Source organism: Leifsonia naganoensis, from assembly GCF_013410615.1.
GTDB classification, from domain to species: domain Bacteria; phylum Actinomycetota; class Actinomycetes; order Actinomycetales; family Microbacteriaceae; genus Leifsonia; species Leifsonia aquatica.
On the sequence record NZ_JACCHJ010000001.1, the window covers coordinates 2,528,790 to 2,549,652 of the forward strand.

Annotated in this window: 18 protein-coding genes and 1 tRNA gene; 5 read left to right on the plus strand and 14 right to left on the minus strand. The window is 69.3% G+C overall.

Annotation, left to right across the window (positions count from 1 at the left end; genetic code table 11):
- Positions 1–34 precede the first annotated feature (34 nt).
- Together HNR14_RS12250 and HNR14_RS12255 are read left to right on the plus strand one after the other, a co-directional pair.
- Positions 35–124 (plus strand) — tRNA-Ser (locus HNR14_RS12250).
- Between the two features lie 160 nt (positions 125–284).
- Positions 285–2,990 (plus strand): excinuclease ABC subunit UvrA, encoded by a 2,706-nt coding sequence (locus HNR14_RS12255; RefSeq protein WP_179701277.1) that lies wholly within the window; start codon positions 285–287, stop codon positions 2,988–2,990.
- On the opposite strand, the gene HNR14_RS12260 is transcribed toward HNR14_RS12255, so the two are convergent.
- On the minus strand, positions 2,957–3,553 hold the full coding sequence (locus HNR14_RS12260; protein ID WP_179701278.1) for a dihydrofolate reductase family protein: 597 nt from the start codon (positions 3,551–3,553) through the stop codon (positions 2,957–2,959). The two genes, HNR14_RS12255 and HNR14_RS12260, sit on opposite strands and share 34 nt — an antisense overlap.
- Positions 3,554–3,627: 74 nt before the next feature.
- Positions 3,628–4,641, minus strand: coding sequence for a hypothetical protein (locus tag HNR14_RS12265; RefSeq protein ID WP_179701279.1), 1,014 nt, complete (start codon positions 4,639–4,641; stop codon positions 3,628–3,630).
- Positions 4,642–4,890: 249 nt separating this feature from the next.
- On the opposite strand from HNR14_RS12265, the gene HNR14_RS12270 reads away from it, so the two are divergent.
- Together HNR14_RS12270 and HNR14_RS12275 are read left to right on the plus strand one after the other, a co-directional pair.
- Positions 4,891–6,138 carry a pyridoxal phosphate-dependent aminotransferase gene (locus HNR14_RS12270; RefSeq protein ID WP_179701280.1) on the plus strand — a complete coding sequence of 416 codons (1,248 nt, stop codon included), beginning with the start codon at positions 4,891–4,893 and terminating at the stop codon, positions 6,136–6,138.
- Positions 6,135–6,569, plus strand: coding sequence for a Rid family hydrolase (locus tag HNR14_RS12275; protein ID WP_179701281.1), 435 nt, complete (start codon positions 6,135–6,137; stop codon positions 6,567–6,569). Before HNR14_RS12270 ends, HNR14_RS12275 begins: the two co-directional genes overlap by 4 nt.
- Positions 6,570–6,652: 83 nt before the next feature.
- Here the strand turns inward: HNR14_RS12275 and HNR14_RS12280 are convergent, their stop codons facing one another.
- The 11 genes from HNR14_RS12280 to HNR14_RS12330 all read right to left on the minus strand — a co-directional run bounded on the left by HNR14_RS12280 (position 6,653) and on the right by HNR14_RS12330 (position 19,242).
- Positions 6,653–7,675: an NAD(P)-dependent oxidoreductase gene (locus HNR14_RS12280; RefSeq protein ID WP_179701282.1), complete on the minus strand. Its 1,023-nt coding sequence runs from the start codon at positions 7,673–7,675 to the stop codon at positions 6,653–6,655.
- Complete coding sequence (locus HNR14_RS12285) at positions 7,672–8,547, minus strand: DUF4438 family protein (RefSeq protein WP_179701283.1); 876 nt, start codon at positions 8,545–8,547, stop codon at positions 7,672–7,674. Before HNR14_RS12285 ends, HNR14_RS12280 begins: the two co-directional genes overlap by 4 nt.
- On the minus strand, positions 8,540–9,466 hold the full coding sequence (locus tag HNR14_RS12290) for a DUF4438 family protein (RefSeq protein ID WP_179701284.1): 927 nt from the start codon (positions 9,464–9,466) through the stop codon (positions 8,540–8,542). Before HNR14_RS12290 ends, HNR14_RS12285 begins: the two co-directional genes overlap by 8 nt.
- A complete protein-coding gene (locus tag HNR14_RS12295) occupies positions 9,463–10,893 on the minus strand; it encodes a TldD/PmbA family protein (RefSeq protein ID WP_179701285.1) in 1,431 nt (476 codons plus the stop codon). Before HNR14_RS12295 ends, HNR14_RS12290 begins: the two co-directional genes overlap by 4 nt.
- Positions 10,890–12,383: a metallopeptidase TldD-related protein gene (locus HNR14_RS21385; RefSeq protein ID WP_218875032.1), complete on the minus strand. Its 1,494-nt coding sequence runs from the start codon at positions 12,381–12,383 to the stop codon at positions 10,890–10,892. The genes HNR14_RS12295 and HNR14_RS21385 overlap by 4 nt, the downstream gene beginning before the upstream one ends.
- Positions 12,380–13,537, minus strand: a complete 1,158-nt coding sequence (locus HNR14_RS12305) for a Gfo/Idh/MocA family oxidoreductase (RefSeq protein WP_179701286.1) — start codon at positions 13,535–13,537, stop codon at positions 12,380–12,382. The genes HNR14_RS21385 and HNR14_RS12305 overlap by 4 nt, the downstream gene beginning before the upstream one ends.
- A gap of 85 nt (positions 13,538–13,622) precedes the next feature.
- A complete protein-coding gene (locus HNR14_RS12310; RefSeq protein WP_179701287.1) occupies positions 13,623–14,558 on the minus strand; it encodes an ABC transporter permease in 936 nt (311 codons plus the stop codon).
- Between the two features lie 5 nt (positions 14,559–14,563).
- Positions 14,564–15,487 (minus strand): ABC transporter permease, encoded by a 924-nt coding sequence (locus HNR14_RS12315; RefSeq protein ID WP_179701288.1) that lies wholly within the window; start codon positions 15,485–15,487, stop codon positions 14,564–14,566.
- Positions 15,484–16,545, minus strand: coding sequence for an ABC transporter ATP-binding protein (locus HNR14_RS12320; protein WP_179701289.1), 1,062 nt, complete (start codon positions 16,543–16,545; stop codon positions 15,484–15,486). Before HNR14_RS12320 ends, HNR14_RS12315 begins: the two co-directional genes overlap by 4 nt.
- Entirely contained in the window at positions 16,542–17,555 is a 1,014-nt protein-coding gene (locus tag HNR14_RS12325) for an ABC transporter ATP-binding protein (protein ID WP_179701290.1), read from the minus strand. The genes HNR14_RS12320 and HNR14_RS12325 overlap by 4 nt, the downstream gene beginning before the upstream one ends.
- Before the next feature lie 67 nt (positions 17,556–17,622).
- A complete protein-coding gene (locus HNR14_RS12330; protein ID WP_179701291.1) occupies positions 17,623–19,242 on the minus strand; it encodes an ABC transporter substrate-binding protein in 1,620 nt (539 codons plus the stop codon).
- A 149-nt stretch (positions 19,243–19,391) separates the two neighbouring features.
- On the opposite strand from HNR14_RS12330, the gene HNR14_RS12335 reads away from it, so the two are divergent.
- Positions 19,392–20,090, plus strand: coding sequence for a GntR family transcriptional regulator (locus HNR14_RS12335; RefSeq protein ID WP_179701292.1), 699 nt, complete (start codon positions 19,392–19,394; stop codon positions 20,088–20,090).
- Between the two features lie 63 nt (positions 20,091–20,153).
- Here HNR14_RS12335 and HNR14_RS12340 read toward each other — a convergent pair whose 3' ends face one another.
- Entirely contained in the window at positions 20,154–20,834 is a 681-nt protein-coding gene (locus HNR14_RS12340) for an SDR family NAD(P)-dependent oxidoreductase (RefSeq protein WP_179701293.1), read from the minus strand.
- Positions 20,835–20,863 lie beyond the last annotated feature (29 nt).

Consider the following 20,863-nt stretch of genomic DNA (forward strand, 5'->3'; position numbering starts at 1 on the left):
GCGGCCCGTTGAATCTTCGCCTAAGATTGTCCGCGGTACCGTGTCCGAGCGGCCGAAGGTGCAACTCTCGAAAAGTTGTGTGGGTGAAAGCCCACCGTGGGTTCAAATCCCACCGGTACCGCCACGTGCAAGCCCCCGCGATCCTCAGGGATCCGGGGGTTTTGTCGTGTCGCGGGTCGGGCGTGCGATGTGGGCGGGTTCGCCGGAGACGGGTGTAAGGGTGTGACGTACCGTGCCCCGTCATCGAGACTGTCGGCATCCGGCGATGAAAGAGGTCCGAGACCATGACGAACGAAACCCCACCTGCGATCCAGCCGGATGTCCAGGTGCGAGGGGCGCGGGAGCACAACCTGCGGAACGTGGACCTCACCATCCCCCGCGACGCCATGGTGGTGTTCACCGGGGTGTCCGGTTCCGGGAAATCGTCGCTCGCGTTCGGGACGCTCTTCGCGGAGTCGCAGCGCAGGTATCTGGAGTCCGTCGCGCCGTATGCCCGGCGTTTGATCGACCAGGCCGGGGTCCCCGACGTCGACTCGATCACCGGGATGCCGCCGGCGGTGGCGCTGCAGCAGCAGCGCGGCGGGCGCAGCGCGCGCTCGACGGTGGGCAGCATCACGACGCTGTCGAGTCTGGTGCGGATGCTGTACTCCCGGGCGGGGGACTATCCCGACGGTCAGCCGATGCTCTACGCGGAGGACTTCTCGGCCAACACGGTGCAGGGCGCGTGCCCGGAATGCCACGGCATCGGTCGGGTGTACGAGGTCACCGAGCGGCAGATGGTCCCGGACCCCTCGCTCACGATCCGGGAGCGGGCGATCGCCTCGTGGCCGACCGCGTGGCACGGGCAGAACCAGCGGGACATCCTGGTGTCCCTGGGCTACGACGTCGACACGCCCTGGCAGGACCTGCCGCGCGCGGACCGCGACTGGATCCTCTTCACCGAGGAACGGCCGACCGCCCCGGTGTACGCGGGGTTCACGCCGGCGCAGACGCGACGTGCGATCTCCACGGGGATGGAGCCGAGCTATCAGGGGACGTTCGTGGGTGCCCGCCGCTACGTGCTCGACACCTTCGCGACGACCACGAGTGCGTCGATGAAGCGGCGGGTCGCGGAGTTCCTCACCTCCGCCGTGTGTCCGGTGTGCCACGGGAAGCGTCTCAAGCCGGAGGCGCTCTCGGTGACCTTCGAGGGGATCGACATCGCCGAATTCTCGCGACTCCCGCTCCGCGAGCTCTCGGGCCGGCTCGCGGCGCTGGTGGACGCGGCCAGGGAGGAGCTCGCGACCTCCGGAATGGCACTCGACGAGGGAGCCCGCCGCGAGGCGACGCAGCAGAGGGTCGCCGCGGGTGGAGCGTCGCACGCCGCCGCTCCAGACGTACGACGGACCCCGAACCAGTCGGTGGAGAAGCGCGCAGCGGCCGCCCGCCTGGCCGCCGAGCTGCTGGAACGCCTGCGCCCCATCATCGATCTCGGGCTGGGGTACCTGTCCCTGCACCGCACGACGCCGACCCTGTCCGGAGGTGAGCTGCAGCGGCTGCGGCTCGCCACCCAGCTGAGTTCCGAGCTGTTCGGCGTCGTCTACGTGCTCGACGAACCCTCGGCGGGCCTGCACCCGCAGGACGTGAACGCCCTCCTGAGCATCCTGGAGGGACTCAAGAAGAGGGGCAACAGCCTGTTCGTGGTCGAGCACTCGGTGGAGGTGATGCGGCACGCGGACTGGCTGGTGGACATCGGGCCCGGAGCCGGTGAACGGGGCGGCCGCGTCGTCTACAGCGGAATGCCGGACGGCCTGGCCGACGTGGAGGAGTCGGTCACCAAGGACTACCTGTTCGGCAGGCGCGGGCTCGCCGCACGGACTCCGCGGGAGCCGATGGGATGGCTGACGCTCGAACAGATCACCCGCAACAACCTGCGCGACGCGTCGGTCTCCTTCCCGCTCGGAGCCTTCACGGCGGTGACCGGTGTCTCCGGGGCAGGAAAGTCCAGCCTGGTCAGCCAGGTGCTTCCGGCGCTGCTCGGGGACCATCTCGACCGACCGGTCGACCTCAACGACGACGCTCCGGAGACCGACGACCTGCTCCTCGCAGACGGGCCCGAGCAGCTCGAAGGGACCATCTCCGGAGATCTCGGCGGCGTGCGCCGGGTGGTCAGCATCGACCAGAAGCCCATCGGCCGCACCCCGCGCTCCAACGTCGCCACCTACACCGGCCTGTTCGATCATGTCCGACGGCGCTTCGCGGAGACTCCGGAGGCGCGGTCGCGCGGATACCGGCCCGGCCGCTTCTCCTTCAATGTGGCCGGCGGCCGCTGCCCCACCTGCGAGGGCGAGGGCGCCGTCATGGTCGAGCTGTTGTTCCTGCCGTCGGTCTACACCGTCTGCCCCGAATGCCACGGCACCCGGTACAACGATGACACGCTCGAGATCAGCTGGCGCGACCGGAACATCGCCGAGATCCTCGCGATGTCCGTCGAGGAGGCCCAGGCCTTCTTCGGCGGCGAGAACGAGATCATGCGCTCCCTGACCGCGCTCATGGATGTCGGACTCGGCTACCTGAGGCTGGGACAGCCGGCGACCGAACTGTCCGGCGGTGAGGCGCAACGGGTGAAGCTCGCCTCCGAACTGCAGCGCGCCCAACGCGCCGACACCCTGTACGTGCTGGACGAACCGACCTCCGGGCTCCACTGCGCTGACGCCGACCGCCTCATCGAACACCTGCAGAGCCTGGTGGATGCCGGGAACACCGTCGTCGTGGTCGAACTCGACATGCGGGTCGTCGCCACCGCCGACTACGTCGTCGACCTCGGCCCCGGCGCCGGCGAGAAGGGCGGGACGGTCGTCGCCGCGGGAACACCCCAGGAGGTTGCTCGTGCGGCCGGCAGCGCCTCCGCCCCGTATCTGGCGACAGCTCTCGACGAGGCAGCGCTGGCGGCCGGGACCAACGCCGGCGGGCGCGATCAGGCGTACTCGGGGCGACCGCCCACCCGGTAGGTGAGGGCGACGATCCCGGTGCCGAACACGCGGGAGTCGACCAGGTCGAGGGCGAAGTCGAGGCCCCGCTGAGGGAAGACGCGCTCGCCCTCGCCGACGATCACGGGGAACTGGACCAGGTTCAGCTCGTCCACCAACTCGTTCTCGAGCAGCCATCGCGCGAGCGAGACGCTGCCGACCACGAGCAGCTCGCCGTCGGGCCCGGCTTTGAGCTCACGGATGCGGTCGGCGACATCCTCGGCGATGACCGTGGTTCCCTCCCACGTCGGCTCGGTCGCGGTGGCGGAGACCAGGTACTTCGGCTTCGAGCTGATGGCCTCGCCGAAGCCCCCGTCGGTGCTGCGGGCGCCCCAGAACGTCTCGAAGAGGCCGAACGTCTTGCGGCCCAGGAGGAAGGCGTCCGGTCGCTGCCAGGTCTCGAGGATGTACTGGACGGCATCGCCGTCGTTGTGCGGGATCGCCCAGCCACCTCGGGTGAACCCCGGATCCATCTCCTCGTTGTTGCCGCCGTTGGCTTGGGCGACCCCGTCGAGGGTGACCTGCAGGCTGACGGTGAGTTTCATCGTGTGCTCCTCTCAGCGGATGCGGGCTGCACGCCCGTCGGTGCCATCCTCGCCCTCATCGCGGTCATCCCGGGTCAGGGGGTGCGTGCCGGCCATGAGATGTCGTCGGAGGGGAGCAACTCGGCGTGCTCCCGCGCGTACGTGCGCGCGCGTCGGATGCGCACGACGACGTACGGGATGAACGCGACGAGGATGGCGATCAGCAGGATGGTGAACCCGATGTTGAAAGCCTCGTTGCGTCCCGTGAGGATCATCCGCACCTGCTGGGTTCCGAGGCCGAGGTACAGCAGCGTCAGATAGCTGAGCTGCAACCCCAGGATCGTGGGGATGATCGTGGCGTACTTCGCCGCGGCGATCTGTCCGGCGTGGTCGAGCTCGACTTTCTTGTTCCCGAGGACGACCTTGCCGACGGTGCGGATCGTGCCGAAGTCACCGCCGACCGTGCTGCGCAGTCGACGGTTCAGCGGCACGGAGACGAGGATCGCCGTCAGCGCGGCGCCGATGGTTGCGAACTGGAAAGCGGAGGTGAGCTGATCGCCGAGGGACGACGCACAGTCGCTCTCGTCGGAGAAGACGAGACCGAAGACCACGAGCCCCCCGATGAAGACCGCGACGAACGTCACGGCGATGCTGAGGACCTTCAGACGCACCTCGTGCCGGCTGACCGGTCGCCACGGCTCATCCGCTCGGGGATGCGCCTGCTCGTGGCGGTGCAGCGCCCGGCCGATCGTCAGCCCGACGACCGTCAGCACGGCGCCCCCGACGATGAAGACGATCGGGAACCAGATCGGCGTGCCCGCCACGACGGAGTACACGACGACGGCGATGGCGGCCAGCGCCTCGATCCCCAGCACCACCCACAGGTAGCGCTGGAAGGAGGCGCGGCTCCCGGCGGATCCGCGCACATCCCAGTACGACGTCACCGAGCCCAGAAGCAGCGGACCGTAGATGAAGACGGTGAGCGCGAAGATCGCCACGAGGTCGAGCCCGAGTGAATGGGACGGCGATTGGATGACGATGAGCGCGGTACCCGCGGCGACGAGGGCGGTGGCGAGCAGCACGGAGAGGACGAATGCCAGCACCTTCACGATGACCCCCTTCGTCGGAGCGCGACACGACCGTCGACATCAAACACCCTCGTCCGCCATTCGGCAAGACAAAGGTGATGATTGCTCACTTCAGATGGTCGATCGAGGGGGTGCGGAACTGCCAGTACTTGGTATACTGTCGACAAGCGACAGCTCGACGATCGAAGCAAACGGTAGGGGCGAACACCACGATCGCCCGATTCCCGGCGCCGCGGGCCGCGCACCAGAACGAGATGAAGGAGCCTGCTCATGCCGTCGCACCCCGGACCCCATTTCGACAGCGTCGCGAGTGCACGCGTCCGTCGCACGCACCTCCCGCACCGTTCGGCCGCGCCGGGGATGTCGGTCCGGGAGGCCGATCGGAGCCTCCGCCTGGACGGCGGTGGGCACGGCCTGCTCGACACGACCCACTTCGACACGGTCCGGTTCCCGCCGCCGCCGTGGATCGCCGAGGCGATGGCGGAGGCCATCGATCACGGCGACTGGGCCTACACCCCCTATCGCGGGGACCCCGGGGTGCTCGACAGCCTGGGCGAGGCGATCAGCGCGTTCCTCGGCTCCCCGGTCACGAGCGACAACCTCGCGCTGACCCCCGGCACGCAGGGCGCCCTCTTCACCACGCTCTCCGCCATCGTCGACGAAGGCGACCTCGTCCTTCTGGCCGATCCCGACTACCTGTTCTGCGAGCGCGTCCTCGCCTTCCTCGGCGCCCGGATCGAGCGCATACCCGTCGGCTTCGACGGCGAGCATCCGACGCTGGACCTCGCCGCCGTCGAAGCGTTCCTCCCCGAACGGCCGAAGCTGCTCATCTTCTCGCACCCGAACAATCCGACCGGGGCGATCTTCCCCGAGGCGACGATCGCGCAGGTCGCCGAGCTCGCCGTCCGCGGTGACTTCCGGGTGCTCGTCGACGAGCTCTACAGCCGGCTCGTCTACGGAGAGACGCCGTTCCCCCATCTGCGCGCGCAGCCAGGCATGGCCGAGCGCTGCATCACGTTCCTCGGCCCGTCGAAGACGGAGTCGATGAGCGGGTTCCGGATCGGCATCGTGGTCGCACCCTCCGACGTCACCCCCGTCCTGGAACAGTGCATCGCGATGACCTCCCTGCGCGCACCCGCCTACTCCCAGCGGCTGCTCGGCCGCTGGCTGGTCGACGACCACGACTTCCTCGCGCAGCGCGTGGCGGAGCTCGAGGCCATCAAGAAGAGCACGATCGAGCGTCTGCGCGACGTGCCCGGCCTCACGGTGCAGGGCCAGGCCGGTACCGCCTATCTCTTCGTCGACGTCTCGAGCTTCGGGCTGTCGGATGTGGAGATCGCGGCCGCGCTGCAGGAGGAGGCTCGCGTCATCGTCTCCCCCGGATACCAGTTCGGCCCCCGCGGGCTCGGCCACTTCCGGATCTGCTACGCCAGGGACGAGGCCGAGTGGTCCGCCGCGCTCGATCGCATGGTCGCGGTGCTGACCCGTCTCTCTGCTCGCGCCGAGGTCGTCGCGTGAGCGATCGCGTCGAGACGCCGGTCGCCGCGGGAGACTATGCCATCGCCCGCGTCGCAGGCGGGTTGGTCTACACCGCGGGCATGACCCCGCGCGTCGACGGCACGCTGACGCTGACCGGGCGCGTGGGCGAGTCCGTCACGGAGGAGCAGGCCCGTGCACAGGCGGGCATCGCCGCCGAGCGCGCGGTGGCGGCCGCGGAGTCCGTGGTCGGCGGATCCGAGCGGCTCCTCGACGCCCTGTCCCTGACGGTCTACATCGCAGCGGACGCGTCGTTCACGCGCCTCAGCCAGGTGGCGGACGGCGCGAGCGAGGTCATCGCGGCTCGTTTCGTCTCGGCGCCGCTGCCGGTCAGGGCCGCCGTCGGGGTCGCGTCCCTGCCCGGAGGCGCCACCGTCGAAGTGCAACTGGTCGCGCGCCTCGCCGATCGCTGACGGGCGGACTGCCGAGCGCAGCAGAGAAGGCCGGTCGACATGTCGACCGGCCTTCTCTCGTGGCGTGGTGCTCGGCGGCGGCGTCAGTAGCCGCGCGCCGGATCGTAGAGGTTGATCAGCGGACGGCCGTCGCGGAACCGGCCGAGGTTGTCGATGAACAGCTCCGTGAGCGTCCGGTTCTCGCTGCTGACGGTCGACGCCGAATGCGGGGAGACGAGGACGTTCTCCATGTCCCACAGCGGGGAGTCCGGCGGGAGCGGCTCCTCCCGGAAGACGTCGAGGCACGCGCCCCCGAGGTCGCCCGAGCGTAGCGCGCCGATCAACGCGTCTTCGTCGATCACCTGGCCGCGGGCGATGTTCACCACGATGGCGCCGTGCGGGAGCATGGCGATCCGAGGGGCGGAGAGCAGCCCCTCGGTCTCGTCCGTGAGCGCGGTGCAGAGCACCACGATGTCGGTGGCGGGCAGCACCTCCTCGATCCGGGAGATGTCGGAGACCGCGACGTCGGGGTGCAGATCGTACGAACCACCCGGCCGGCCCACCGCTGTCACGACGGCTCCGAGATCGTGGAACACACGGACGACCGTGCGACCGATCGCTCCGACACCGACCACCGATACGCGCATCCCGGCGAGCTGCCGCGTCGTGTAGCGCTCCCACGTGTGCTCCGTCTGTCGCCGGCGCAGGTGCGGCACCCCCTTCACGAAATACAGGGCACCCGTCAGGGCGAACTCGGCGAGGGGGATGGCGTGGGTGCCGGCAGCCGTGGTGACCTGCAGGTCGCTGGCGTCGAGGCCGGTGCGCTTCATGAAGCCCCCGATGCCCGCGCTCGTCGCCTGCACCCAGCGCAACCGGGGCGCGCGGAGGGGCAGCGAGCCCGGATCGTCGAGATCGAAGTCGAACGCGACGTCCGCCCGGCGCACCAGCGCGTTCCAGCGCTCCTGGTCGGCAGGGGACAGGACCGGCCGGATGCCGCCGTGGTCACCGACATACCGCGGGGTCGGGAGGAGGTCGGGCGCGTACAGCACCTCGACGTCGTCGAACGAGGCGGCGATCGCGTCGACATGCTCCTTCTCGAGGAACGTCGAGATGAGGACGGCGGTCACGCGTCGCGCCCGTCGAGGGCGGCGAGCAGGGCATCCGTCAGTGCCGGACGTGGTGAGCCCGGATCGGCGGCCACCGCACGCAGAACGCTCGACGGACCGGTGATGAGAGGGACGAGCCCGGGGCCGTGGCCGGGCATCGGAGAACCTCCATGACCGATGACGCCGACGGTCAGCCAGCCCCGGCGGAATCCCATGTTGTGGCGGACGTCGAGGTCGGAGATCGCGACCAGGTCGCCGAGCCGCAGGTCGACGCCCTCGAGCAGCGGCGAGCCCTCGCTGACCGCGAGATCGACATCCCACATCTGGGCCGGGCGGCCGATGCCGTTGCCGCACACGCGACTCGGCAGCGTGGTGACGGTGGTGACCGACGTGATCCCGTCGTCCGTCGTGATCGGCAGCAGATCGTACAGCGCGGGGTCGAGGCTGAGCACCTCGATGGCCGGATCGACCCCGAGAGGCTGGAAGCCCTGCCCGACCGAGCGCACGCTCACCCGGTCACCGGGGAGGAGGGCGCGCATCACGTCGTCGTCGAAGCCGACGAGGACGCGGCCGCTCTCGCCCCGCTTGCCGATCACGCGGCCGCGTCTCCCGGCCGCGGCGCCCGAGAGGACGACCGCTTCGTTCCCGACGCACGCGAACGCGGTCAGGGCGAAGCGCGCGCCGGGATCCGGGTGCACGAGCGACACACCGGCAGCCACGTGGTCGCCGGCGGTCGCGAAGGCCGGATCCCCCAGTTCGACGCCCAGCACGATGCCGCCGTCTCCGAGCGGCACGTACGGGTGGCCGTCCTCGTCGATGCGGTAGGCGACCATCGGGGTCAGCGTCGCGTTCTCCACGATGCCCAGCAGGTTGTTGGTGATGAGTTCAGGCACGGTCGGCCTCCGCTGTGGTCGTCGAGGAAGGGGAGGGGGTCGCGGGCGATCCCGCACCGGGCACGTCGAGGATCTCCCCGAGGTTCGCGCTCCGGTCGAAGACGAGCCGGAACGCCTCCGCCGGCCCGCTGAACAGCGTGCTCGGGCCGGGTCCGTGCCCGAAGAGCCGGCACTCGCCCGTCGAGATCACCCCGATGGTGAGCCAGCCCGGCCGGAACCCGCGGCCGTAGCCGTGGTCCTGATCGCGCAGGACCACGAGGTCGCCGATGCGCAGGCCCTCGAGACCGAGCGAGAGATCGTCGGAGAGGCCCGGATACGCGCCCATGAGGTCGGTGTTGGCGAACTCGGAGAGCATCCCGCCGCCCGCGCCCGCTGCCTCGGCCGGCACATCGACGGCGACGGTCACCTCGAGGGCACCGTCGGGCGCCGTCGAGACCGGCAGGCGCTCGAGAAGCTCCGGATCGAGGTTCTTCACCCGGATCCGGTCGTGATCGAGGAGGCGGAGCCCCTGCCCTCTGGCCTCGATGCTCACCACATCCCCGGTGGTGATCCGAGCGAGCGCGGCGTCGTCGAAATCGGCGAGCACGTACGCGTGCTGCCCGATGACCACTCCCGTCGCTCCGGCGGCGGGGCCCGTGCGCACGGTCACGCGATTGCCGACGCAGCTCAGGAACTGCAGAGCCGCGTTCGCCTCGGCGTCCGCGTGCCGGATGGAGAGGCCCGGTTCGAGGTGATCGCTCGCGTAGCCGGTGGCGTCGGAACCCGGTCGCGCCCCGCGGCTGACGCCGCCCATGCCGGGCAGGATGAACGGGTTGCCGTCCGGGTCGATGCGGTATCCGTGCCGATCGGCGAGCGGGGGCCAGACCTCGCCGCCGAGCACCTGGGTGACGAGCCGGTCGGCGTTGGTGGCGAGACTCATGCGCCCGCCTCCGCCCGCACCGGCGCCGTGCCGAGGGCGAACCCGCGCACCCGGATGGCCGGAGCGGTCGCCGAGCCGTTGAAGACGTTCATCAACGGCTGGCTCAGCGAGGCGGCGCCGACGCCGTCGACCCGCGCGAGAGCGCCGAGCACGCTCGCCGTGAAGCGGGTGGATTCGACGGGATACGCGATCCTGCCGTTCTCGATCATGTAGCACGCGTCGCGGCTGACTCCGGTGATCGTCGACGTGACGGGGTCGACCGTGCGGGTGTACCAGAACCGCTGGATGTACACGCCCCGCTCGACGCCGGCGATGAGCTCCGCCTCGGTCTGCTCGCCGCTGCGCATCACGACGTTCATCGGGATGGCGTGGGGGACCTCCTCCCTGGCGATGTGGAAGTGGCCGGTGGAGTGCGACCCGAGCGCGTAGGCGGTCTCGCGGTCGGTGACGACCTCGCCGACACGGCCCGCCGCGATGAGCGGCACGTCCCGCTTGCTGGTGCCCTGGAAGTCGAACGGGAGCGGCAGGCCGATGTCGGCCGTCGCATCGTCGTGGATCGACACCAGCGGGGATGCGACGAGCTCGCCGGGATGCTGGGCGACCATCCCGACGCCCGAGCTGAGCGCGGAGCCGGTGAAACCGAACGCGCCGAAGAAGTCGAGGAACTCGCCGGCGGCGAGCGGGCCGAGGACGACGTCGTACTCACCGGGCGGAAGCGCCGCGCGACCGCGGGTCCTGGACGCACCGGCGAGGGCCTCGTCGATCGCCAGCTCTGCAGCGAGACGGCTGGAGAAGCGCGACAGGTCCTTCCAGTGCGACGAACCGTCGTCGATCCGCACCGTGAGGGCTCCCTGCGCCTCCGAGGCGACGGCATGGCGCGACATGCCGTCCTCGCGATCGTGGAAGGCGACCTCGGTGACGGCCCTGCCGAAGATGCCGGCGGCCACACCGCCCGCCTCCGTCGCCGCGTTCATCGCCCGGCCGGCGAGTGCGGAATGGTCGGCGACATCCCAGGCCGCCGTGTCCTCTCCCCAGAGAATCGACCGATCGACCGCCGGCTCACTGTCTCCGGGTGCCTTCGCGGCGCGCGGGGGAGCCTTCGGCAGGCCGAACCGCGCCTGCTCGGTCGCCGCGGCGCAGCTGTCGGCGACGGCACGGGCGAGGCCGTCGAACGAACTCGTCGCCGATCGCGAGACGCGACCGTCGACTTCGGCCCTGACCATGATCTGCACGTCGTCGATCGCCTGGCTCTGATGGATGCGCGCCCCGGCGAACCGGGTGAAGTCGCCGCGTCTCGACGTGAGGAAGGCTTCGACCCGGTCTGCCGGGGCGTCGCGGAGGGCCGCTTCGAGCGACTCCAGCGCGCGCTCCTTCCCGATCGCGGGCGCGAAACTCCGCGTTCCTGCTCCGATGTCGGTCGTACTCATCTGTCCACTCCGATCCGAACGTTGCGCACGAGCGTCGGCGATGCGCCGTGCCCGAGGAAACCCCACTGCTTCGGCTCGCCCTTGCCGCACGGCATCCCGAAGGCCTTGAACTCTTCCGGCCCGGCGACGGCCTCGACCGACTGCCAGAACTGCGGGGTCGTACCGCCGTACGAGAAGCCCCGCAGCAGGCGCCCGCGCCGCCCGTTCTTGACCTCGTACGCGACCTCGGTGCCGAACTGGAAGTTCAGTCGCCGCTCGTCGATCGACCAGCTGCGGTTGTCGTCGATGTAGAAGCCGTCGCCCAGGCGGTCGAGCAGCTCGTCTGTCGAACCGGTGCCCGGCTCGAGGAAGACGTTGGTCGCGAAGCAGACCGGCAGGTAGCCCCAGCCGTCCGAGCGCCCGGCGCCCGTCGTCGTCGCCCCGATCCTGGCGGCGGAATCGCGCGTCGACAGGTAGTTCTGGATGAAGCCTTCGACGATCAGCGGCTGGCGTGAAGCCGGCACCCCTTCATCGTCGAATCCGAAGGACCCTCGCGTGCCCGGCACGGTGGGGTCGGCGGTGATATTGACCGCCGGGGAGCCGTAGCGGAGCGAACCGGCGGCATCCGGACCGATGAACGACGTGCCGGCGTAGTTGGCCTCGTCGCCGAGGATGCGGTCGAGCTCCAGCGCGTGGCCGGTCGACTCGTGGATCTGCAGCGCCATCTGGGCCGGCCCGATGATGAAGTCGGCGTACCCGCTCGGAGCGAGCGGCGCGGTGAGCAGCTCGACGGCCTCCCGCCCGATGCGGTCGGCCTCCTCGACCATGCGAAGCCCCTCCACGTACTCCCACCCGGCGGCGGCCGTGTTGCCGTGGAACGAGTTGGGGAACGATCGCCGCTGCACCGTGCCGTTGCCGGCGGCGTTGACCATGGCCATCGCCCCCGACTCGATGAAGTGCTGGTGCTGGCGGGACCCCTCGGTGCTCGCGAAGTGCCGGTGCTGCCGTTTGGCGTTGAGGCCCGCCTGCGCGGTCACGACCTGGTCGGGCGCGCTCGCGGCGGCCAGGATGTCGTTCAGCAGCGTGTATCGCGTGCCGGCGGCGACGTCGAACGGATCGATGTGCACCTGGGTCTCGTGCCGCCCGCTGGCGGCGGGCATCGGCGGCAGCACCGTCCGATAGGCGTTCGGGACGGCGGCGGCCGACCGGGCGTTGGACAGCGCGCGGTCCGCGACGGTGGCGATGTCCCGCGACGAGGCCAGGGGGATGGAGGCGAAGCCCCAGCTCCCGTCGAACAGCACGCGGATGCCGATCCCGAGATTGCTCTCCACGCGCTCGTCGACGCCGGCTTCCGCCGTGGAGTACAGCCGCAGCTCCTGCGCCTCGACGAGCCGCACATCCGCGTACGAGACGCCCGGCACGTCGACGGCCGCGAGCGCGGCTTCCAGGATGCTCTCGCTGGCGCGATCCTCGCTCAGATCGCCCCAGAGGTGCGCGTCGGCCGCGCTCACGCGATGGCCGATTCGGCCTGCGCGACGACGCTCTCGTCGACGAGCGGGAAGTCGCACCACGCACGCGTGCGGAACGAACGCTCGAAGGCGTTGATGGTCTCCTGGACCAGAGCGCCCTGATCGAAGTTGCCCTGGTTGGCGTCGTCGCCGGCCAGGATCTCCGTCGCGAAGTCCTTGCAGAGGTTGGAGTAGAAGAGGAACGGCCACGGCTCGGTCGAGGAGCCTCCCTCGGGGAAGAACTCCTGAGGGATCTCGAGCTCGACGAACTCGACCGAGTCCTTCTTGGCGACCTTGATCGTCTGGCAGATGCCCGCCTCTTCGACGAGACGCACGATGATGGCGCCCTCCGACCCGTAGATCCGGGCTTCGATACCGGGGAAGTTGCCGACGGTGACGTACGACGACTGGATCGAGCCCAGGCGACCCTTCTCGAACTCGGCGATCCACATGTCGCCGTCGTCGATGTTCATCCGCTGCATCCGCCCGGTGTCGCGCACCATGCGCTCCGGCACGAAGTTGCGCATGGTGCCGACCACCGAGGTCATCGGGGCGTCGAGCCACCAGTGCATGATGTCGATGATGGGGGCGCCGTAGCCCTCGATCGACGAGACGGCGATCCGGTCCGGCGTCGCGTCGGGGTCGACCTGACGCAGCGGGGTCGCCGGGTCGATCCACTGGCTGTTCTGCTCGTACCCGTTGAAGATGTACGGGTCTCCGATGAAGCCGGAGTCGATCAGGTGCTTCGCATACTGGATCGCCGGAGCGAACCGGAAGGTGAAGCCGAGCTTGGTCTTGAGGCCCTTCTCCATCGCCAGCGCCGCCGCGCGACGGGTCTCCCGGAAGTCGCTGTTGACGGGCTTCTCGCAGAGCACGTGCTTGCCGGCCTCGATGGCCGCCATCGAGATCTCGAAGTGCATCGCGTTGCCGGTGGCCACGTCGATCACATCGATGTCGGGGTCGTCGATGAGCTCGCGGTAGTCGGTGACCGCACGCGCGATCCCGAACTCCTCGGCAGCCGCCGCGAGCGCCTCCTCGTCGATCTCGGCGATCGCCACGACCTCGACGCGCGGATCACGCTGCCAGCCCGGGATGTGGGAGCGGACGGCCCACCGGCCGGCACCGATGACAGCGACGCGGAGTTGTGGTGCATTCACGGATGGTTCTCCTTCAGTTGGCAGAGCGAGTCGGTCGGACCGCTGCAGTGGCCGGCACAGCGACGTACCGGATGGCTCGGGCGGCTCAGGTTCTACTGAGGCGCACCCGGGGGTCGATGACGGAGTAGAGCAGGTCGACGATGAAGTTGACCAGCACGATGAAGACCGCGGCGAAGAGCACGGTGCCGATGATCATGGGGGTGTCGAGATTGGAGATGGCGTCGAAGGCGAGCCGTCCGATGCCGTTCAAGCCGAAGACGGTCTCGACGATGACGACACCGCCCAGGAAGTAGCCGAAGTCGAGCCCGATCATCGTCAGCAGCGGGATCGCGACGTGACGGAAGCAATGACGCCAGAGGATGGTGCGCTCGGGCATGCCCTTCGCACGCGCCATCTTGACGAACGGTGAGTCGAGCGTCTCGATCATGTTGGTCCTGGTCATCCGCGCGTACCAGGCGCCACCGCCCGCGCCGAGGGTGAACGTCGGCAGCACCAGGTACCAGATGATCGGGTCGCCGAGACCGTTCAGCGGGAAGAGTCCCCAGGTGAAGGCGAAGTAGTAGATGAGCAGCAGACCGAGCCAGAACGGCGGAGCGGAGAGCCCGAGGAGGGCGATGAACGTGAGGCTGCGGTCGACCCAGCCGCCACGCCGGTACGCGGCGTAGATCCCCGCGGGCACGCCGAGGATGATCTGCCACAGGATGCCACCGACGGCCACCAGGATCGTGGTGGGGAGTGCGGCCATGATGCGGTCGAAGACCGACGTCTGCCGGAGCACGTACGAGGTGCCGAGATCGCCGTGGAGCAGGCGCCCGAGGAACCCGAGGTACTGCTGCCACAGCGGGGCGTCGAGCCCGAGCTGTGCCCGGATCGACGCGATCGTCTCGGCGCTCGCGTGCGGGCCCGCGATCGTCGCGGCCGGATCGGCCGGAACCGCGTAGACGAGCAGGAACGCCAGGCTGACCACTCCGAAGAGCACGAGCACCATCTGTCCGAATCGCCGGATGAGCCACCAGAACATCGCGGTCACCTCGCCATCGCGGGGGAGGAGTCCAGCATGCCCGCGAGCCAGTCGCCCACCAGGTTGAATGCCATGACCGTGATGATCAGACAGAAACCGGGGATGAAGAGCATCCACGGCGCGATCTGGAAGTAGGTGCTGCCGTCGGAGATCATCTGACCCCACGACGGCTGCGGGATCGGTACACCGATGCCCAGGAAGGAGAGCGCGCTCTCGATCAGGATCGACGACGCGACGCCCAGCGTCGCGTAGACGATGATCGCCGGGACCAGGTGCGGCAGGATGTGGCGGCGCATGATCCGCAGATCGCCGAGGCCGAGCGTGCGCGAGGCGACGACGAACTCGCGCTCCTTCAGCGACACGACCATGCCGCGGATGATGCGCGCGAGCGTCGTCCAGTAGATCAGGGCGATCACGATGATCACGTTCGTGGTGCTCCGGGTGGTCACCGCGATCAAGGCGGTGCAGAGGAGCAGGATCGGGAACGAGATGACGACATCCGTGATCCGCATCAGGATCGACTCGACGATGCCGCCGAAGTAGCCCGCGACGACGCCCACCACGACGCCGACGATCGTCGCGAGCCCGTTCGCGACGATCCCGATGACGAGGGAAACGCGCGCGCCGTACATCAGGCGGGAGAGGATGTCGCGCCCGAGCTGGTCCGTCCCGAGGGGGAATCCGGGGGTGCCGGGCGGCAGCGGCTGCCCCTGCGCCCCGAGCCCCGTCTCGTTGAAGGTCTGCAGCGGGTCGTGCGGAGCGAGCAGGGGGGCGACGATCGCGACGATCGCGATGAGGATGAGCGCGATCAGGGAGATCAGCGCGCCCGGGTCGCGTCGGAGGCTGCGCCAGACGTACGCCCCGCGCACGGGCCGGTCGTCCTGGATCGCCGGCTCGATGCCGGTGAGGGGCGTGATCGCTTCGCTCATGCGTGTGCTCCCGTCGTCTCGCGTGCCGCGTCGTCCACCGGGTCGGCGAAGTGGCACGACGCACGCTGTCCGGATGCCGTGATCCGGCTCGCCGGCGAGGTCGTGCGGCAGATCTCCTGGGCGAGCGGGCAGCGGGGGTGGAAGCTGCAGCCCGACGGCGGGTTCGCCGCGCTCGGCGGCTCACCGGTCAGCCGGACCCGCGGAGCGCGCGATTCCCGGTCGCGCACGACGGGCTCCGGCACGGCCGACAGCAGAGCGCGCGTGTACGGGTGCTGCGGGTTGGAGAACACCTCGTCGCGGGTTCCCAGCTCGACGAGCTTGCCGAGGTACATGATGCCGACGTAGTCCGCCATGAAGCGCAGCGTGGAGAGGTCGTGGGAGATGAAGAGGTAGGCGAGGCCCAGCTCCTCCTGCAGGTCCTTGAGCAGGTTGAGCACCTGCGCGCGTACCGAGACGTCGAGGGCCGAGACGGCCTCGTCGCACAGGATGAGGCGGGGATCGACGCACAGGGCGCGCGCGATCGAGACGCGCTGCCGCTGGCCGCCCGACAGCTCGCCCGGCCGCCGGGACGCGAAGCTCGCCGACAGTCCCACCTTCTCGAGCAGGCTGAACACCTCGGCGCGCGGGCTGATCGGTTTGACCGTGCGGAGCTTGATGGCCTCCATCAGCGTCTCCGACACCTTCATCCGCGGATCGAGCGAGTCGTAGGGGTCCTGGAAGATCATCTGCATCGTCTGCCGGTACCGGGCGAGCTCCTTGCCGCGCAGCGTGCCGACGTCGCGGCCGTCGAGGCGCATGGAGCCGCCGGACGGCTTCGTGATCCGCATGAGCGTGCGGGCGATCGTGCTCTTTCCCGATCCCGACTCTCCCGCGATCCCGAGCGTCGTGCCCGCTTCGAGCGCGAAGCTCACGCCCTGGACGGCCGGGACGGCGGTCGAGCGTCGACCGAGACCGCCCGCCCTGCTGAAGGTGACCTGGAGGTCGTCGACCTGCAGAATCGGTTCGCCGGTGGCGGAGGCGTGGCCGGCGATCCGCGCGGCGGCGGAGTCGACGCTCATGCCGCGGCCTCTGCGACCAGGGTGAACGATTCGGGGGCGACGACACCGCAGGCCACCTGGTGCGATGCGTCGGCGCCGGGGGCCCGTACGAGCACGGGATCGAGCGTGGTGCAGCTGTCGGAGACGGCCGGGCAGCGGGCGGCGAACGCGCATCCCTGCGGCCGGTGACCGGCGGTGGGCGGCGTGCCCCGGATCGTGCGGAGCCGCTCCGGAATGGGTTCGGACAGCTTGAGGATGGCGCCCAGCAGGGCCTTCGTGTACGGATGCTGGGGGTCGCCGACGATCTGCGCGGCGGTGCCCGACTCGACGATGCGGCCCGCGTACATGACGAGGATGCGGTCGCAGAAGCTCGAGATCACGCCGAGGTCGTGGCTGATCAGCACGACACTGGTGCCGAGGTCGGTGACCATCGAATCGAGCAGGTCGAGCACCTGCGCCTGCACGGTCACGTCGAGTGCCGTCGTCGGCTCGTCGGCGATCAGGAGCTTGGGCGAGCAGGCGGTCGCGATGGCGATGCACACGCGCTGACGCATCCCGCCGGAGAAGGCGCCGGGGTAGTCGCGCAGCCGGGCGCGGGCGTCGGGGATGCCGACGGTCTGGAGGAGCTGTACGGAGCGCTCGCGTGCCTCGGAGCGGGAGACACCGAGGTGCACCTGCAGGGCTTCCTCGATCTGCCGCCCGACCCGCATCAGCGGGTTGAGGCTGGACATCGGGTCCTGGAACACCATCGCGGTCTGCAGACCGCGCCACTGCTGCAGCTGCTTGTCCGAGAACGCGGTGACCTCGGCGCCGTCGAAGCGCACCGATCCCGAGCTGACGACGCCCGGGGCCGGGATCAGCCCCATGATCGCCTGCGACGTGAGCGACTTGCCTGAGCCGGACTCGCCGACGATTCCGACGCGTTCTCCGGCTTCGACCCGGAACGAGACCCCGTCGACGGCGTGGAACACGGTCCCGTCCGCCGTGGGGAAGTCGACGACGAGGTCCTCGACTTCGAGCAGTGCGCTCATGGGAGCGTCCTTTCACAGAGATGAAGAGCGCCGCCGGGGAGGAGGGCCCCGACGGCGCTCCGGGGCACTAGCGCGTCTTGGATCCGTCTTTCATCCAGTACTCGGCCATGTCCCAGCCCCAGATCGGCTGCGGGAAGTAGCCACCCACATTCGCACCGATGACTTCCGTCTTCGTCCCGAAGTAGAGCGGGACGACCGGGTTGTCTGCCAGCAGCAGTTCTGAGGCTTGCTTGTACAGCGCTTCCGCCTTGGCGGAGTCGGTCGCGGCCAGCGCCTGCTGCACGAAGTCGTCCATCTTGGGGTTGCAGTAGTAGGCGAAGTTCTGTCCCTGCGGAACCGCGGCGTCGCAGGACATGAGCGCCTGCAGGAAGTCGGAGCCCTCCGGGTAGTCGGCGACCCAGAAGGTCAGGGCCAGCGGGGCCTGACCGGAACCGGCGAGCTGCGCGAAAGTGTTCGGCGCGAGCGTCTGGAGGTCGACGTTGATGCCGATGGCCTTCAGCTCCTGCTGCATCTCGGGGGCGAGCACCGAGAACGGGGCCACGTTCCACGCGTACATCTGAGTGGTGATGCCGTTCGGGAAGCCCGCGTCCTTGATCAGCTGCTTCGCCTTCGCGACGTCCTGCTCGTGCGTCATCGTCTCGCCGGAGTAGCCGAGCACCTTCGGCGGGATGAACTCGGTCGCCGCGTTGCCCTGGCCGTTGACGAGCTTCAGCAGGCCCTTGCGGTCGAACGCGAGCGAGACGGCCTCACGCACCTTGGGGTTGTCGAACGGCGCCGTCTTCACGTTCATGGTCAGGTAGTACACGCTCGGCTTCTCGATCGTGACCAGCTGCGACTTCAGCTTGGGGTCCGACGTGACCTGCAGGAACTTCGCCGGCGGGATCGGGCTGCCCATCAGGTCGATCTGACCCTTCTGCAGCATCAGCACCTGGTTGTCGGGGTCGACGCCGAGGAGCATGTGCACGTGGTCCACGTAGGGCTTGGGGGTGTCCCAGTAGCCCGCGTTCCGGTCGAGCATGATCTCTTTGCCCGGAGTGAAGGTCTTGAGCACGAAGGGGCCGGATCCGATCGGCTTGGTGCCGATCGTCGCACCCGAACCCTTGGGGATGATCGAGCCGGTGGGCATCGCCAGCACGTACTTGAACGACGAGTTCGGTGCGCTGAGCGTGATCTTGATCGTGTGGGTGTCGACGACCTGGATGCCGGAGGGGAGGCCGGTCGGGTTCGCCGCGTACTCCGCGGCCCCCTTGACGCCCATCCAGAAGCTCGCGAGGCCGGCCTTGGTGGCGGGGTCGATCACGCGAGCGAAGGAGTACGCGACGTCGTCGGCTGTGACGGGCTGGCCGTTGCTGAACTTCAGCCCGTCCTTGAGGGTCATGGTGTAGGTGAGGCCGTCGCTGCTGATGGTCGGGAAGGCCTTGGCGGCCTGCAGCTTCAGCGTGCTCGACGAGCCCTTGTAGTCGTAGAGCCGGTCGTAGACCATGCGCATGACGTTCCAGCAGGTGGCTCCGGTGCAGACGGCCGGGTCGAACGTCTCGGGGTCGGACGCCGCTGCCGTCGTCAGGGTCCCGCCATAGAGAGGGGTGGAACCCGAACTGCTCGCGCTGCCCGACGTGCCTGCGGTGCAGGCTGTGAGGGTGAGGGCGACCGCTGCTGCGACGAGCGCGAGCCTGAATTGGCTTTTCACTCTGTTGACTCCTGTCCTATTTGAGCCGGAACCCAGGGAGGCGAGCAACCGACACGACAATGAAGCGGGTGACTAAGTAGGTGCACGCTAGCACAATTTGCACACTGTCGACAATCGACACATTAACGAACCGGCGCTAGGATGTCGGCATGGAGACACTCGATCGATCCGGACTCGCTGGGGCGGCCGTCGGCCAACTCCGGGAGGCGATTCTCGAAGGCCGCCTGGTCCAGGGCGAACGGCTGAGCGAAGTCAGCCTGTCCAACACCTTCGGCGTGAGCCGGGCTCCGATCAGGGAGGCCCTGCTGCATCTCGAGCAGGAGGGGTTGGTGGTGTCGCTGCCGTACCGCGGGGCATCAGTGGTGACCCTGTCGCCGCAGGACTTCGCGGAGCTGTCGACGTTGCGGATCGCACTGGAGAAGCTCGCCTGGACGCGGGCGTCGGAACGCGCCTCGGCGTCGGATCTCGACACCCTCAACGAGATCATCGAGCGGATGCGCGACGCGGTCGCCAATGACCAGAAGGCGAAGCTGGTCCGTCTCGACCTCGACTTCCACGAGCAGATCTTCCTCATGGCCGACCACTCGCGACTCCTCGCGGCGTGGCAGGCGATCAAATGGCAGGTCGCCCTCTTCCTCCTGACCAGGCGCGTCAAGGTCGACGACTATCACCGGATCATCGTGAGCGAGCACGCCGATCTCATCCACGACCTCATCCTGAACCGCGACCGCGACGTCGAGGCGGCGATCGAGAAGCACATCGACTCGGGGTACGGCCGCCTCAGCGCGAGCGCCGTCGAGGCGTCGGCCGATCCCGTGGCCGATCCCGCGCCCGCGCCGCAGTCGTAGGTCCGCCCCGCTCGACGCGGCAGCGGACGCGACGGCGACGACGGGCGCGGCGTCCGGCATCTCTCAGTACGCGATCCGCCCCTCCCGGTTGTGGAACTCCCCGGTCGGCCCGTCGGCGTCGATGGTCGCGAGCGCCACGGTCGCATCGGTGCCCTCGGTGACGGTCTGGTGACCGTTGTGGCGGTTGAAGTCGGTGGCGGTGTAGCCGGGGTCGCTCGCGTTCACGCGGAAGCCGGGCAGGTTCTTCGCGTACTGCACGGTGAGGGCGATGACCGCGGCCTTGGAGGCGGCGTAAGGGATCGCGGTGACCGGGAACTCGTCGTGGCCGTCCGTGGAGAGCCAGCGCGGCCAGCCGACGCCGGAGGCGACGTTGACGATGACGGGCTGCTCCGAGTCCCGCAGCAGGGGGAGGGCAGCCTGGGTGACGCGGACGATGCCGACGACGTTGGTCTCCAGCACCTCCCGGATCGCGGCGGCGTCGAGGTCGTCGACGCCGAACGAGCGGCCGAGGACGCCGGCGTTGTTGATGAGGACGTCGAGGCGGGGGAGGGAGGCGATCGCTGCGTCCACGCTCGCCTGGTCGGTGACGTCGAGCGGGACGGGGATGGCCCCGAGGGCGCGCACCTCGGTGGCGGAGGAGAGGTCGCGCATCCCGGCGTAGACGGTGTGGCCGGCCTCGAGGAGGCGGCGGGTGGTCTCGAGTCCGAGGCTGCGGTTGGCTCCGGTGATCAATGTGGTGGTCATACTGACGATCCTCCGCCGCACCGCGCGCA